The 16,922-nt window shown below is 42.2% G+C and carries 9 protein-coding genes; all 9 read right to left on the bottom strand.

Annotated features, from left to right (window positions below; translation table 11 throughout):
• Positions 1–4: 4 nt before the first annotated feature.
• Positions 5–3,184 (bottom strand): SusC/RagA family TonB-linked outer membrane protein, encoded by a 3,180-nt coding sequence (locus Q3A68_RS22120; protein ID WP_302903325.1) that lies wholly within the window; start codon positions 3,182–3,184, stop codon positions 5–7.
• 467 nt (positions 3,185–3,651) lie between these two features.
• Positions 3,652–7,803, bottom strand: a complete 4,152-nt coding sequence (locus Q3A68_RS22115; RefSeq protein WP_302903324.1) for a hybrid sensor histidine kinase/response regulator transcription factor — start codon at positions 7,801–7,803, stop codon at positions 3,652–3,654.
• A gap of 171 nt (positions 7,804–7,974) precedes the next feature.
• On the bottom strand, positions 7,975–9,204 hold the full coding sequence (locus Q3A68_RS22110; protein WP_302903323.1) for a glycoside hydrolase family 5 protein: 1,230 nt from the start codon (positions 9,202–9,204) through the stop codon (positions 7,975–7,977).
• Positions 9,205–9,519: 315 nt separating this feature from the next.
• Complete coding sequence (locus Q3A68_RS22105; protein ID WP_302903322.1) at positions 9,520–11,886, bottom strand: glycoside hydrolase family 31 protein; 2,367 nt, start codon at positions 11,884–11,886, stop codon at positions 9,520–9,522.
• A gap of 45 nt (positions 11,887–11,931) precedes the next feature.
• Positions 11,932–13,266: a vanadium-dependent haloperoxidase gene (locus tag Q3A68_RS22100; protein ID WP_302903321.1), complete on the bottom strand. Its 1,335-nt coding sequence runs from the start codon at positions 13,264–13,266 to the stop codon at positions 11,932–11,934.
• A gap of 51 nt (positions 13,267–13,317) precedes the next feature.
• Positions 13,318–14,088 (bottom strand): 3-keto-disaccharide hydrolase, encoded by a 771-nt coding sequence (locus tag Q3A68_RS22095; protein ID WP_302903320.1) that lies wholly within the window; start codon positions 14,086–14,088, stop codon positions 13,318–13,320.
• A gap of 50 nt (positions 14,089–14,138) precedes the next feature.
• The gene (locus Q3A68_RS22090; protein WP_302903319.1) at positions 14,139–15,869 is read right to left on the bottom strand and encodes a GMC oxidoreductase; all 1,731 of its coding nucleotides are present in this window, start codon (positions 15,867–15,869) and stop codon (positions 14,139–14,141) included.
• A gap of 33 nt (positions 15,870–15,902) precedes the next feature.
• Entirely contained in the window at positions 15,903–16,580 is a 678-nt protein-coding gene (locus tag Q3A68_RS22085) for a 3-keto-disaccharide hydrolase (RefSeq protein WP_302903318.1), read from the bottom strand.
• A gap of 18 nt (positions 16,581–16,598) precedes the next feature.
• The coding region (locus Q3A68_RS22080) for a hypothetical protein (RefSeq protein ID WP_302903317.1) at positions 16,599–16,922 on the bottom strand (324 nt) is incomplete at its 5' end.

Here is a 16,922-nt window from a genome sequence, read left to right as displayed (position 1 = left end):
AACTTTATTTGTTAAAGGTGATGTTTGCACCAATAGTATATACCCGTGGTTGCGGATAATAACCGCTATCCCAACCGGCCTGAAGCGGGTTCCATGAACCAATTTCTGGATCCATGCCTACATATTTAGTGACGGTGAAAACGTTGGTTACAGTAGCATATATCCGTATTGAATGCACGTATATTTTGGACAATATATTTTCGGGTACGCGGTAACCCAGCGTAATGTTCTTACATTTCAGGTATGTACCATCCTGTATGTAGATATTTGATGAACGGGTGTTATCGTTGGTGATATCATTTCTTAAACCGACAATCTTGGTATTGGGGTTAACAACATATACATTGTTAATATCCGATGCCGAGCCGCCTGGATCAACCATGCCCAGTTTTGCATAATTCAATACCGAGGTAAAGTAGGCGGTACTGGCTATTGGGTTGGTTTGCACAATGGACATTTCATTGAATATTTTATTGCCCACACTGCCACTGAAGAAAAAGTTCAGATCAAAATTTTTGTATGTAAATGAGTTGTTGACGCCATACTGAAATTTCGGGATAGGTGAACCTAAAAAGGTTTGGTCTTTTGAATCGATAATACCATCGCCGTTCAGGTCTTTAAACATACGGTCGCCATACCAGATACCACCGCCAGCCGATGAGATTGGATAAGGTTTGCCGTTTTGATCGACCGGTAAGGCATGCGTTTGAAAATCTTTAGGGTGGGCAAATACACCATCGAACAGGTAGCCATAAAATTCGCCGATGGGCTGACCTACCACCGTTTTTTCAACGATTTCATTATTTGTATACGATTTTTGTGCTAAACTGGCGTCAGATCCGCCGTTACCTAAACTAAGCACTTTATTGACGTTGCGCGATATGGTAAAGTCGCTTCTCCATACAAAATCCTTAGAGTTAATATTTGTAGAACTGACGTGCAGGTCAATACCCCTGTTACGCATAGAACCCACATTGGCATAAGGCGCCGCCATGCTTCCTGGCGAATAACCGGTACTACTACCTGAATAAAGTGGAAGCGGTTCAGCTAATAAAAGGTGGCTCGTTTCGCGGTCATAAACATCCAATGAAAAATTTAAGCGTCCGTTAAAAAAGGTTCCGTCAATCCCGCCATCGTAGTAGTTTGTTGTTTCCCATCTTACGTTCGGGTTGGGCAAATTGCTTTGAAACTGCGCTATACCTGATATACCGTTAGCTTCTGTTGTAAGCTGGGTTACATAAGTATTACCGGGTATGTTTTGGTTATTGGTAAGCCCGTAGCCAACCCTCAGTTTTAATTCATTTATAGATTTAACATTTTTCAAAAAAGGTTCGTTATTAATTTTCCAGGCAAATGCACCCGAGTAGGTAGTTCCCCAACGAGCTTTAGACGGAAAATTTGAAGAACCATCATCGCGTATGTTCCCAGTGATCAGGTATTTATCGTTCCATGAAAAATTGACACGTCCGAAAAAGGATTCAGATGCGCCGCCGCGTCCGTAGCTGCCAGAGTTTGTGGCCGAAGTTGGATCGCCGGCATTGAGCGAGATCACATTGTTTGATGGGAAATTTGAACGGCCGCCGCCAACGTTTTCAAACGAGCTTGACTGTGCTTCATAACCTGCTAACACGTTGAGCTTATATTTGCCGAAATCATGGTTATAAGTGGCAAAATTGCGCAATACCGTATAAATGTTCTGCGACGAGCTCGAGCTGCCACTGTTGGTACCGTTTATCACCTTACCAAAGGTATAAGTAGGCGTAAAATTATTAGCAGTACCAAAGTCGAAATTACCCGATACTTCCGTACGCAATGACAAGTCTTTAGTAAATTGTATCTCGGCGTATGCGTTGCCAAACATTTGGTTTCTTGTCGAAACATTTGTTACAAGGCGGGCTATAGCTACTGGATTTACAATACCAGGCACCCAACCATCGGTTGTAGTGACTCCGCCCCATGATCCGTCCGAGTTCTGAACGGGAACATCCGGGGTAAGGCTTAATGCCGAACTAATTACATTAGAAGCTGAGGTGTTTTGATTTTGATTGATGTGCGCCATCTGAATGCTGGTACCCACTTTTAACCAGTTGGTGGTTTTATTGTCCAGGTTAAGCCTAACCGAGTACCGCTGAAAATTAGACCCAAGCGCTATACCTTCCTGGTCAAAATAAGAACCTGACAGTAAATACTGTGTCCGGTTATCGCCACCGCTGACACTCAGATTATGATTGTTCATCGGCGCCCTGCGAAATAATTCATTTTGCCAGTTGGTACCAACACCTAAATATTGCGGATTGGCAAATTCGGGCCTTGCACCAAAACCCCAAACCACTGCGCGGGCATCCATAAACGAAGCATACTGCTGCAGGTTCATGGTTGGAAGCTTTTTTGCTATCTCCTGATCGCCGGTATAGAAATCATAACTTACTGTTGGCGGGCCCGCTTTACCTCGCTTAGTGGTGATAACGATAACGCCGTTCGTTGCCTGCGAACCGTATATTGCTGTTGCCGAGGCATCTTTCAATACATCTATCGATTCGATATCAGCAGGATTGATAGAATTTAACGGGTTACCCCCACTACCGGGGTCACTTACCGGAGGGATAATAATGCCGTCTATTACGTATAACGGCGAGTTAGAACCAGTTATTGAAGATACGCCGCGTATTTGAATAGACACGCCACCGCCAGGCTGACCTGATATTTGCTGGACCACAACGCCGGCAACTTTTCCCTGCAAGGCCTGATCAAAAGTAGTTGGTTGTGTTTGGCGCAGGTCGTCCCCTTTTATGGAACTTATAGAGCCTGTAACATCTTTTCTTTTTGCCTTTGCGTATCCGGTGACAACTACCTCATTTAAGTTGCTTGCGGACGGGCTCATCTTTACATCAATTGTGTTTTTTGCACCAACATTAATTTGTTGTGTTGTATAACTGACAAAGGTGAAAACCAATACATCTGTTGGGTTGGCCGTAATAGAGTAAGTTCCGTCGGCTGCAGATATTGCCCCGGTTTTGGCACCCCGAACTTTAATAGTTACTCCGGGCATTGGTTTTGAATCATCGGCACTTACTATAGTCCCGTTAATACGTTTGGTCTGCGCATAACCTGAAATGGAAATTAACGTTGTCAGGAATATGAGACAGAACATGAATTTGATTTTTCGTACTGCTAGTAGTCTCATCTTTTAATTAATTAGGGAAGTAGTAAAAATTGGTTTCATAATTTATTGGTTTAAACTTAGTTGTTGCGTACTATGCAAGTCATCACAGGTTTGCTTTTTGGATGCCTGGCCCCAAAAAATCACTCCCGTTCAAACAGGGTATTTCTTCTAAAAAATCAAATAAAAAAATATCGGTTTAATTGGTGGAGATGAATTCAATGTAAAGGCAGCTGATTGCCAAGCTTTTGAATCTCATTTCCGAAAGATGAAGCTATAGATGTGTGCCTGTAACAAATCGTAGAGTTGATAATGATAATAGCACAAATGTTAACCGATTTTCAATTATTTGATTATCAGACAATTAAATAATTAAATCGTATAATTTACACCGAAAACAGAAAGTTTGATAGTACGAATGATAACATAGCGGGCAAAGCCGATATCATTTTCAACATCGGTAGCTTTTATTTTGGATAAGTTATTATCGGTCAGGATTTCAGATCATCTACAGGTGGGCCGTTTTTTCGGATCTCTGCCATGTATTCAGATGGCAGCAATTTGAATTCTTCTTTAAAAGTCCTTGTAAAGTACGTAGGCGAGTTAAAGCCAACTTCATACGAAACCATAGCAATGGTCATTTGACCACTGGCGAGTAATTGAGCGGCTCGCTTCATCTTCACCGACCTAATAAATTCTAAAGGAGATTTGCCGGTTAGCATTAACAGTTTTTTGTATAAAGACACCCGGCTCATGGCCATTTCGCGACTTAATTCTTCAACTGATAAACGGTCGTTAGACATGTTTTTCTCTATGTAGTCGATTACATTTCGCAGCAATTTCTCGTCTTCAGATGGGACCTCGACATCTTCCAGCTGAACATCCAATTGCTTTTTATAAGTACGTTTAAATGTGTCCTGCAAAGTCAAAAGGTTTTTGATTTTTGAAAGCAGAATCTCAAAATTGAAGGGTTTGGTCATATAATCGGTCGCCCCAAATGCCAGCCCCTTAACCTGGTCTTCTTCACCAGTAAGTGCGGTAAGCAGTATTACAGGTATATGCGACGTCCTGCGATCATTTTTTAGTTTTTTACATAGTTCAATACCGTTCATTTCGGGCATGCTGATATCGCTGACCATGAGGGCGGGGTGTAATGCCAATGCTTTTTGCCACCCATCCCTCCCGTTTACAGCTTCAACTATTTGAAAATACTCCCTGAGATTGTCTTTTAAATAAAACCTGAAATCATCATTGTCTTCCACAAGCAGAATAACGGGCTTTTTATTTTTTTCGAGGGCGGTATCAACATCCTTTTTTACCTCCGAAGACATGTTGGGCTCTAAATCCAAAACGGAAACTTCAGAGTTTGATATGCACAGGTCTTGAGTTTTTACTGGCATGCTGACAATAAAGCAACTTCCATTTCCAGGTTCGCTTTCAACCGTTATCTCACCGTTATGCATTTTAATAAATTCTTTGGTAATCGAGAGCCCGATACCGCTACCCTGGTTAACAAAGGAATCCGGAATATCATTCTGGAAGAAACAATCAAATATTTGGGCATGTTTTTCCTTTTCTATGCCTATACCGGTATCAATTACTCTTATTTCCAGCCATTTGCTTTCAGGAATATCCTCGTCAGAAATGACGGTAACCCATACACTAACATGGCCGCCCGACGGTGTAAATTTGAAAGCGTTTGATAGTAAATTAAATATGATGCGCTCAATCTTATCATGGTCAAAGTTGGTAATAAGGCTGTCGGTATCGGTATCAAAAAGGAAATCTATATTCTTTTTTTCAGCAAGGTCGGCGAACGAATAAGAAGCGTCTTTTACAAATTGAATAATATCTCCGGATTGAGGGCTAAGCTTTAATTCGTGCACTTCCATTTTCCTGAAATCCAGCAATTGATTAACGAGGTTGAGAAGGCGCCTTGCATTTCGCTTGATCAGTTCAGCCTGCGTTTTTTGGTTTTTATCGGCGGACTGGTTAATCATTTTATCTACCGGGGCCATAATCAGCGATAACGGTGTGCGGAATTCGTGGCTAACATTTGTAAGGAATTTGATTTTCATCGTATCCAGTTCCTGTATGCGTTTTGCCTCTTTTCTTTCTTCCTCGATGGCAAACTGCATTTTAAGCTTTTCGATACCTCTGCGCCTGATAAAATATAATGCTCCAAAAATAACCAGCAAATAAATCAGGTAAGCAAGAGGCGACTTATAAAACGGGGGTAATACTTGAATATTCAGGGTCGCTTCCGAAATAGCCGCGCCTCCGGAAGGCATTATTGCCCTGACCTTAAAAACATAATCGCCGGCATCAAGGTTGGTATAAGTGGCCTTACGCGAGTTGTTGTTTGTAGATATCCATTGCTTATCAAAGCCCTGCAGCTTGTATTGATAGCTTACTTTATCTGGATTCAGAAAGTTTAAAGCTGCAAACTCGATCGTAAACATATTTTCGGCATGGCGAAGCGTTATGGCCTTTGTTTCAAGTATTGACTTTTGCAGAACGACATGCCCATCGACGCTTTGCTGTGGTTGAATAGGATTGTTGAAAACGAGAAAATCGGTCAATGCGACGGATTGCTGTTCTGTATTTGACCGGATATCCAGTGGATTAAATATATTAAACCCATTAGCTCCCCCGAAAATGAGCTCACCCCGCTTGGTTTTCAACGAGGAATACCTATTAAATTCGCGCCCCTGCAAGCCATCACCTTCATCAAAATTTTTGAAATGCAGTGTGAGTTTGTCTCCCGTACCTGCTACAGTGATGTTGCATAAACCATTAGCGGTACTGACCCACATGTTGTGATGGTTGTCCTCCAGCACGTCTTGTGTGCTATTGTCCGGCAGCCCATCGTTCTTATGTAGGTTCCTGAATTTTTTTGTTCTGGGATTAAATATGCTGATGCCATCCCGCGTTGTAATCCAGAATAAATGACGAGAGTCTTCTACCAACCCCGATATATTGTTATTTACCAAGCCATTTTGGGGGTTGCCCATCCGCACATAAGAAATGAATTTAGACTGGCGGGTTAATATGTTCAACCCATAAGCCGTACCAATCCATAGATTCCCATCTTCATCTTCGGCGAGCTTTGAAATATAGTTGATGTTCAGCCCGCTGCCTGCCATATAGTGTTTGAACGTTCCTGTCTCCGGATCAAATAAATTAAGCCCGCCACCTATTGTCCCAATCCATAAATGATGAGACGGGTCTTCTATAATATCGGCAATCCGGTTATCTGAAATTGAATTTGGCGAACTACTATGTTTATAATGTTTAAAGGTATGCCCGTCAAAACAGTCCATGCCGCCAAAATAGGTGCCAATCCATAACCTTTTTTTATGGTCTATACAAAGACTGATAACTACATTATTCGACAAGCTGTTAGGGTCGGCGGGATTGTGGATGAAACTTTTATAGGTATTGGTCTTGCGGTTATAATAAATCAGTCCTCGTCCATTGGTGCCTATCCATAAATTACCGAGATCGTCTTCTGTAAACCGGTTCACGTCATCATATGGAAGGCTGCTAGCATCCGACGCAAAATGTTTGATTAGTGGAAATTTTATAATATCCGGGTGATAATAACTTATCCCTTTTTTGTAGGTGCCAATCCAAACAATTCCATCATTCCCTTTATAAAGAGATGTGATGCTGTTCTGAGACAGGCTTTTAGAATCGCCCTCCCGTGTTAAAAAACTTTGTATCTTAAAATCATTTTTGCTGATGAGGTTTACTCCTCCATGATCGGTTCCAACCCAAATAAGACCTTTATCATCCTGTAAGACGCCAGTGACAATATCCGAACTTAAGCGGCCGTCAGGTGACGTGCTGGTTATATTTTTTAAAATATCTTTTTTGACATCGTAATAAAACACTCCGCTTGGGTTTCCTTGCTCAAACACCCACAAATCGCCGTCACGATCAGCAAAAAGGTGGTAATTGGCCCCACTCCGCTTCGCCATTTTATTAAGAACATCAATGCGATTGGTGACCGAACCAGTGTTCTCGTCTACTTTATCAAGTACGCCATTTTGGTATACCACCCATAAACTACCTCCGGGACCTTCACTAATACCCGCTATTTTATCCGAATACAAAGATTCATTATCTTTCGCGTTATGCTGCAGGTGTGTGGCCTTTTCGTCCCCGGGCCGGTATTTATAAATACCGTATGATTCGTGCACGAACCAAAAATTTCCCAATCGGTCCTTTTTTATATCCCCAATACGATTGTCAGGAACGCCCATGTTCTTTAGCTGCTTGTCGGCATCATGCTCAAATCTGTCTTCGGCGGGATTATAGATATTAAATCCGGCCATTGTTGCAATCCATAATTTTCCGGAAGGCCCTTCGAATATGCCGGTTATGTCGTCGTCAGTAAGCGCCGTAGTATCTTCCGAATGCTTGTATACTTTAAAAGTATAGCCATCATAACGGTTCAGGCCAGACTCGGTACCAATCCATATAAATCCGCTATTGTCCTTATAAATGCAATTGATCCCGTTATTAGAAAGGCCATCTCTAATATCCAACCGCGAGAATTGGTAATGGTTGTTTTGTGCATGTACCCAGCCCACCGTCAGCATGCACCCGGTAACGAATAGTAAAAGTCTTTTAAACATCACACTGACCTCAAATCGTTCAAAACGTAGCAATCAACTAATTTAAGAATAAACCCCGACAATGCTGCAATGACTTTTGAATGTTTGCGGTAAGTTCTAAGCTGATCGATTTACCAGATCGGACGCTCAAATACACTATGGTTTTGCCAGCTGCGCGAGATATCCCACCTATCAATTTGTACCACGAATAAGAGAGTCCAGTGCTTGCTTGTCAAATACAGTGTTTGTCTGCCTGTCAAAGATGCCGAATGAGTTGTTACCCAGCCTACCCTCATCCCAGTAAAACGGTATCAAGCCATCCGTCTTTGCGCATTTTACAAAATACTTAAGATAATGGGAGCGTGCGCTCAAATGGCGCATTAACGCATCTCCAACCAGAGAGGAACGTCTAATCGCCCCAAATTCACCAACAATAACCGGGATTCCTTTATCTATAAATTTGGCTTTCAGATCTTTTGCTACTTTGTCTATTTCAGATTCCTCTCCCCATGTAGCGTTGTGGGCAACATCAGCTGACGAATGATATCCCAGCCCCCAATAATAGAACTGGTTACCCCATTTCTCATCCTGAGTCATAAGCGCAAATTGATAAGGTGTATAGGAATGTACCTCTAACATCAATTTGTTTTTGACCTTATCTTCGGGCATTTTCGTCATCAGGTGCAGGGTCTTATCAAAATCAGTTGACGGCCCCTGGATCACCAATGTCCGATAAGCGTTTTTACCCCCGGTAGCGCGAACAGCATCGATAAATGTTTGATGGTATGATAACAGGACATCCATTTGGACAGGGTTCGATACGGCCGGCTCATTTGCGCTTGCAAAAATCAAATGTTCATCAAAATCCCGAAGGCTGGTAGCTATTTGCTCCCAGTATGCTTTTTGTTTTGCATTCACGGCATCTTTTTTTTCCTGAGTACAGTTATTTTCAAGCCAGCCGCCATCCCAATGGATATTTAAGATAACATACATGTCGTTATCAATACAATACTGAATAACCTCTTTCACCCGGCTCAACCAGGCGGATTTTATTTTACCAGTAGACTGATCTGCATATTGATCCCATGAGCAGGGAATGCGTACAGCGTTAAACCCGCTTTTTTTTATTTCGTTAATAAGAGCGTCCGTAACTTTCGGATTTCCCCAGGCTGTTTCCCCACCTATCGCTTCCAGCGTATTGCCCAGGTTCCATCCTATATTCATTTTTGCTGCAAGTTGACCAGCAGTACTGCTCATCCCGGCCGAATCGGGCTTTGCAGGCGAAACATTATAGCTTGGGTAGCCACTACTGGCAATAGCAGATGATTGATGAACAGCTAACGTTGTTCTCTTATGACAAGATGCAAAAGCAATAAACAGCAGCAAATGAATCCCGAAGTTCAGGTTCCCCTTGATTTTCATTAAAAGTTTAAGTTTTATAATTGATTGCTGCGAAACTACTGCGGTACGGTTTAATCGAATGTATCAAATGTTTAAGATTATGATTACGAATGTTAAACATGGTCAATTTATAAGCTAAATCGACGATTCAGAATAAGTCCTAAATCGCCGATTAAGCTATAGGATTGCAATTTCTTAACGCCTATCAGATTCTCACCACAACAAAAAAGCGTTCCGGATCTCATCCCGGAACGCCATCAATTAAACCGCACAACCCACCAGATCTTTATTACATGTAAATAGCTATGAGTCTGTTTTTGTCTAAAACTCAATTAATCATTTGAATGTTACTACTTTTTTTTCTCCATTATACTCAACTGTTTTATCAGGTTTTGTTATTGCGGTGCCAGCACCATGATTTGAATTAACCAGGATCACATTAAATGTCCTGTTTATTAACATCCCCGGATAGCTCCCATTACGGGCATTAATCGTTAACATTTTTGCTTTGTCGTTCCATTTAAATTCAATGGTCGAGTAAACATGCTTTTCATAGTTGTAGTTATCATTTTCATCCTCGTATAGCGTAAATGTGCCATCGGCGCCACCATATATTCTTAATTCAATGTTTTTAAGATTTTTTTCACTAGTGTACTGCTGGAATGGCCCCATTGGGATAATCGAGCCCGCCTTTACATACAATGGCAGTATATCAATTGGGGTTTCCTTGTTAATAATTTGTCCGCCCTTGATCTGTTTACCTGTCCAAAAGTCAAACCAGGTATGGTTTGCCGGCAGGTATACTTGCTGCGACTTGATATTATTGAAATCGGTTTTGCTGCTAACTTTACTGGTATACATTGAATCTGTTACCGGACAAACCAGGAAAGCTTTGCCAAACATGTATTCATTATTGATATCGAGCGCTTTTTTATCCTCCGGGAAATCCATTACTAACGCCCGCATCATTGTTGAGGCGTTTGCTGTAATGCCCCATGCATTTGAATAATTGTAGGGTAATAGCCGGTAACGAAGATTTATATATTTTTCAATGGCGTCATAAGCCCATGTCCCTTTTTGCCCGAATTGATAAATCTCCCTGGGTAAATCGGTACCATGCGAGCGCATCATCGGACAAAATGTACCAAACTGTAGCCATCGTACATATAATTCCTTAAAAGCATTATCAATGCCATCATGGTAATGCACATTGGCAAAGAAACCACCTATATCGGTATTCCAATATGGGATACCACTTAGGGAAAGATTAAGCCCCCCTGATATCTGCTTATGTAAAATGCTCCAGTCAGATTGGATATCGCCAGACCATACTGTTGTTGCATTACGCTGCTGCCCGGCAAATGCTGACCGGGCCAGGATAAATACGCGTTTGTCTGAACTCGTTTCGCGCTGATGCTGATATACACCGCCAGTATGTATCAGCGGATATGCATTGCGTACTTTCCTGAAAGTCCCCAGATAAGTTGGTGTATTGTCGTCACTTTCCTTTGGGTTTACGTGGTCGGGTTCTGTAGAATCAAGCCACCAGCCATCCATCCCGAGAGAGAAAATATTTTTATTGGTATAGCTCCACCACAAGTCGCGCGCCTTTGGATTAAAAGCATCATAAACCTGAACAACGGGTTTCGGGGGCCATGTTACGAAGCTGTTGCTGTATAAAAACCCTTTGTCCTTCATATCAGCCCATATTTTGGTTTTATTACCGAAGGACGGCCATACGGATATAATAATATGAGCATTCAATTGGTGGACACTATCAATCATTGCCCGGGGATTCGGATAATTGGGGTTCCCAAACTCTGTAGAGTTCCATTGTGCTTCATCCACGCCCCAATATTGCCAGTCCTGCACCAGGCCATCAAAAGGCACTTTCAGTTCGCGGTATTTTTTAACTACACCCACTGCTTCCTGCTGACTTTTATACCGTTCACGACTTTGCCAGTAACCAAATACCCAGCGCGGAAACATAGGGGCCTGCCCGGTTAAGTAACGGTAGCCGGCAATCACTTTGTCTGCGTTGCCGCCATATATAAAGTAATAATCAGCACAATTACCTACCTGAGATGAAAACGAAGTCCCGGACACATTATCGTCAAAAACGGTTGTCGAATAATTATCCCAAAACAAGCCATAGCCCTTTGATGAATGGATGAATGGTATACCGATCTGCATATTTTCATTCTTCAGTATAACCTTCTGATTGCGCTGGTTCATGTGGCCAGCCTGATGCTGCCCTAAGCCATAAATCGCTTCGTCTTGCTTCAATTTAAAGGCCTGGGTCACTGTAAATGTATTTTCAAGGGAATCTTTGAAAGGGATAAACTTTAGCCCCGCCGGCTGTTCATTTAACAGTTGTTCACCTTTAACATCAGCAAAGGTTATCTGCCCATCTAACTTATTAAGTTTTACCTGAACAGCATTACTGCTAATAGATATTCCAGCTCCATTTGCGTGAATATTTAACTCCTGCTTTTGAGCGGTCCCGATGACAGATAAACTGTTTTTTACAACATTAGTTCCTGATGGCGATTTTAATATCCTTACAATCCGGGGAGTAAAAAACTGGACTTCGATATCAGTATTATTGACAGTTGTTTTGATGCCAAAAGGGGTTTTGGTAAAGCTTTGAGCTTTTGCGGACGCATAAAAACAAACAAGGGATACAATTAAGATATATTTCATTTTCATAATAATTCAAGTACAAAAAGTTTCATTGTTAAAGCATTGCTAGCTCTTTTTGATTTTCATTTGCAATTTTTTTAATACCAGTTGCCCAACCTGCTGACCTTCCTGTGTTCCCACCAGGCAGGAATTTTTAAAATGTATACCACCATAAACGCGTGATATGCCGGCTTCCTTTGCGGCTTCCCTGAAAGATCTAAAGCTACGGGGCGCTATTCCAAACTCACTTTCTGAGGTATCGCGGTAAGCAAAATTATCACCAAACTGATAGGTCAAGACTTCGGCTGCAGCGGCTGATATAACCGCATGTCCACTCACATATTCCGGGAATGAGGGCGTTTGAATATAGGTTTTCCAATCAGGGTCTAAATATTTTGTAATGACAGTCTCGGGCCGGACTAAATTATACTTGTATTTAAAATACCAGCAGTTGATAAATGCATCAAATAGAGCAATCGATGTCTCCGTATAAGCGCATACTGTACTACCAAAATCGGCCTTGCAGGTTTCTGAGGCTATGCCTACAATATTCATCCAATGCCCCCCGGGCGAAAATTTCTTTGTTCCGAAAGTGGCGTGTCCAACCACGTTTAACTTAAATGCATTATCATCCCAAAAATCCGCGATCTGTTTCTGTTCTTCGGTAAGACGTGCACCGATGGACTTTACCTCCAACACGTCCTGATAAAATGGACTGTTAATATCCTTCATATCAAATAAAGGCGGTGGCGGCGGGGCTACCTGTGAAGCGGAATCGAGTATTAAAGGTCTGATCTCGCCCCAATGCGGTTCCAATGCTTGTGAATACATGGGTGGTGTGGGTATCCAGCGTCCCTCTTTTTTAGTTACGGTGTATTTACTGGCCGATCGTGTTTGTGCATAATGATCGGTTTTACTCCATTTCATGATGTGTTTTGCGACTGCATTTGAATAGTTCACCGAGTTCTCAAATACTTCGGAAGGCATCCCTGCCTCTTTCGCTTTTTGCTTTAATGCGTCTACATACTCATCCATGCTCCCCTCCGGAAATGTAACCGCATTTCCTACATAGCAAAACGCAAGCAAGGATGCAAACGGGTAATCAATTTCAACACCTGGAGCAGGTTTTGGTGTAGCAGTCAAATGTTTGATCTGGCCTGCCAACGACTGGAATTTTTTAGGGTTCTGGGCGGATATCACTTCATACGCCGCAATATTCGCATAGGCATAGTTGCGGGAAGCAATAACCGGAGGGAAGTTATTCTCAAGTATAATATCATTTAACTTTTTCTCTGTAACACGATATAGTTCCGGATTATCAGTTATCTTTTGATAATCCGGTTTTTTGCAAGAGCTAAACAACAAAATTGTTCCCCCGATCAGGATCAAAAAACGATTCATATACTTAAAAATTAAATAGCGCTTCCCGGAGTATTCACTATGATTATAAAATTATAATTCCCTTAACCAGATGTTTCGGTAACTGATAGGCTCACTTTTATCCCCATGAGCTTGCAATTTGATAGGTGCCGGGCCATGTTTTTTATATGCAGGCTGACCTATATAGGGAGTATCTCCTTTTAATTCGAAATTATTCTGAACCAGAATGCCATTATGAAAGGCCGTTACCCTGGCGGGCGATCTTAACGATCCATCGTCATTAAACCGTGGGGCGGTCCAGACTACATCATAAGTTTGCCACTTGCCTGGTGGCAAGGCTGCGTTAGCCAGTGGGATTGATTGTTTGTAGATACTACCCACCTGTCCGTTTACATAAGTTGGATTATTATAGTTGTCGAGTACCTGCAGCTCATAGCCGCCTGCGCCCCAGGGAAGCGCGGCTAAAAAGATGCCGCTGTTACCCCGCGCCTGGCCTGACCCGGTTATATTGGAAGGTATCCGGTATTCAATATGCAGCTGGAAATCCATAAACAACCTTTTCGTTTGAATATCCCCCACACTTTTATCAACAGTTATTACACCATCTGCTACCAGCCATTTTGCCCGTGAGGTGGTGTCTTTAGTTAACACCCACTGATCAAGATTTTTGCCATCAAATAAAATGACTGCGTCGGATGGTGCATCTCTGAAAGTATTCCCTGGAATAACAACTTTTGGAATAGGTTTCCATATTTCGGTGTCTTCAGGTTTTGCTGTTTGCTGTGCGTTTGCTCCAAGACAACTGCTTACCAGTATTGCGGTATATATTAAATTGTATTTCATCTCAGTAATTTTTAGGTTAATTATTAAAATTCCATGCTTAAGTATTTCGCTTATAAATTGCCTTTTTTCAACTCATCCACAGCATATTGAGCCGCACGTGCTGTTAGTGCCATATAGGTGAGCGACGGGTTCTGGCAAGCGCTTGAAGTCATACAGGCCCCATCGGTAACAAAAACATTTTGCGCATCCCAAACCTGGTTATGTGCGTTCAGTACGGATGTTTTTGGATCTTTACCCATACGTGCACTTCCCATCTCGTGAATGCCCTGACCAATGGCATAATTTTTATCCCAGGTAGTGATATTCTTTACTCCAACTGCTTCATACATCGCTACCAGTTCCTTGATGATGTCTTTGCGCATTTTTAATTCATTTTCCTTTAAACCAGCATCCATTGCCAGCACCGGCAAGCCCCACTTGTCTTTCACTTCCTTATCAAGCGTTATCTTGTTATCGTGATATGGCAATATTTCGCCAAAACCGGTTGCCCCGATATGCCAGGCCCCTGGTTCTGTAAGGGCCTCTTTAAAATCTGCACCTATATTCATTTCTGCTACATCACGGCTCCACCCTTCCCGGCTCGCACTACCCTGATAACCATAGCCACGAATGAAGTCTCTTTTATCACCAAATAAATTGACAAAACGTGGAATATAAAAACCATTTGCCCTGCGACCAAAGTAGTACTTGTCTTGGTATCCTTCTACTATTCCCTGTGCACCGAGCATATAATGATGATCCATAATATTATGGCCCAATTCGCCGCTGCTGCTGCCCAGGCCTTCGGGCCAGATCTCGGTTGCTGAATTCATTAAAACCCATGCGCTGTTTAGGGTAGAAGCATTGAGAAAAACAATTTTGGAATAGAACTCATAGGTCTTATTTGTTTCGCCATCAAGCACCTCCACACCCGTCGCTTTCCTGGTATCCTTATCGTACAAAATTTTGGTTACGATAGACCATGGTCTTACTGTAAGGTTACCCGTAGCCACTGCTGCAGGCAGCGTTGAAGATTGTGTACTGAAATAGCCGCCAAATGGACAGCCCTCCCAACATCTGTTTCTATACTGACACTGTGTCCTGGCTTGAATAGGTGCTGTAAGATTGGCCACGCGGCCAATAAACATATGGCGCTGATCCTTGTAAAAAGCTTTTATTCTTGATGCTACATCTTTTTCCACACAATTCAGTTGCATAGGTGGCAGGTAATGACCATCGGGCAAATGAGGCAGGCCCTCCATTGACCCGCTTATTCCGGCAAATTTCTCCACATGATCATACCATGGCGCCAGCTCTTTATAACGAATGGGCCAGTCAACGGCGATGCCGTCTTTTGCATTGGCTTCAAAATCAAAATCACTCCACCGGTAGCTTTGCCTGCCCCATAAGGTAGACCGTCCACCTAACTGGTATGAACGCCACCAGGTAAATGGTTTAACCTCCACATAAGGGCAATCTTTTTCATTTACCCATGACTTCATAAGAGGTTCCTGGGCAGCAGTCCCATACATGGCCCAATCCCGGGAGATAACAGGATTATCTTTCTTTTGCTGCAGTGTGGCCGCTCCCCTGTGTTTAAATTCCCAGGGATTTTTAGTTGCGGTAACATAATCTTTAATATGTTCGTAATTACGCCCGCGTTCGAGCATTAAGACTTTCAGGCCTTTTTCGGTCAATTCCTTTGCAGCCCACCCGCCACTAATACCTGAACCAATTACAATGGCATCATAGGTGTTTTGTGATTTGGATTTATTATTTACGTTTAATGAATCGATTGGCATTTGATTATATTGGGATTTTAGTGTTTACTCAAATTATAGTTCAGCAATTGCTATTTTGCGGTAATAAATTTCTGCGCCTTCGGATTGTATAATTATCCGCCCATCATTCAGCGACGGTGATTCGGCCGTATTTACCACTATTCCATTTACAACATAGGTAATTTTACCCTTATCGACTATTACTTCTACTGTGTTCCATTCGCCGAAAGGCTTTTCCGTGTTCTTCTTTTTCACTATGCGGTTAAAATCGCGTGGAATACTCCGTTTTCCATCAGTGACGACGGTAGCGCTGTCAATCAGCCAAATGTCACCCACATCGCCCTCTTGTATTTGACATTCAATGGATTTTGGCCATACCTTATCTGCTGCATCCGTTTGCACATAGTACATAATTCCGTTGTCCCTTTTTATGGTATCGGCGTCTCTTGGCGGATATTTTTTTATACCCCATTTAAATTCCGCCACCAAATGGAAATTCTTATACTTCTTTTCAGTACACAGGTATCCAAACTCTTTACCTGTAATATGCAGCAAGCCATTTTCTACCGAGAAGACATTCTCGGGGTCATTGTTTTTCCCTTTCGAAGTTAGGAAGCTGTACCATCCTTTAAGATCCTTGCCATTAAAAAGAGGAGTTTCTTTTACTGTTGTTTGCTGTGCATTAGCAAAGCCACAACTGATGAGGCCTATGGCGAATAGTAGTTTTTTCATGAGTTTGGGTTAAAAATTTTATTTAATAGCTTCATTTTTATCCGGAGCTTTTACTAACACTTCTGTTTTGTCATTATTTTTAGCAACGATCAGCAGCTTGCTCTTTCCTGCTTTGATCTCTTTCATATCACGTACTGCGCCTTTGATCACGATGCCGCTCGTTTGTGGTTTGACTGCTGTAAAGTCACCTTTACCGTCTCCTTTGAGCAGTAAGCAATAACTGGCATCATAGATCCCTGCTTCCGGTTTTGACTGATAAAAGTTACCCCCAAGCAAAATGTCCTTCTTGCCATCCCCGTCATAATCTCCGATCACCAGCCCAAACACCGTCGAAAACTGCGC

This window comes from Mucilaginibacter tolerans (assembly GCF_030519375.1).
Classification (GTDB): Bacteria; Bacteroidota; Bacteroidia; order Sphingobacteriales; family Sphingobacteriaceae; genus Mucilaginibacter.
The sequence above is the reverse complement of the archived record's forward strand: the minus strand, read 5'-3'. Positions and strand labels throughout refer to the sequence as shown.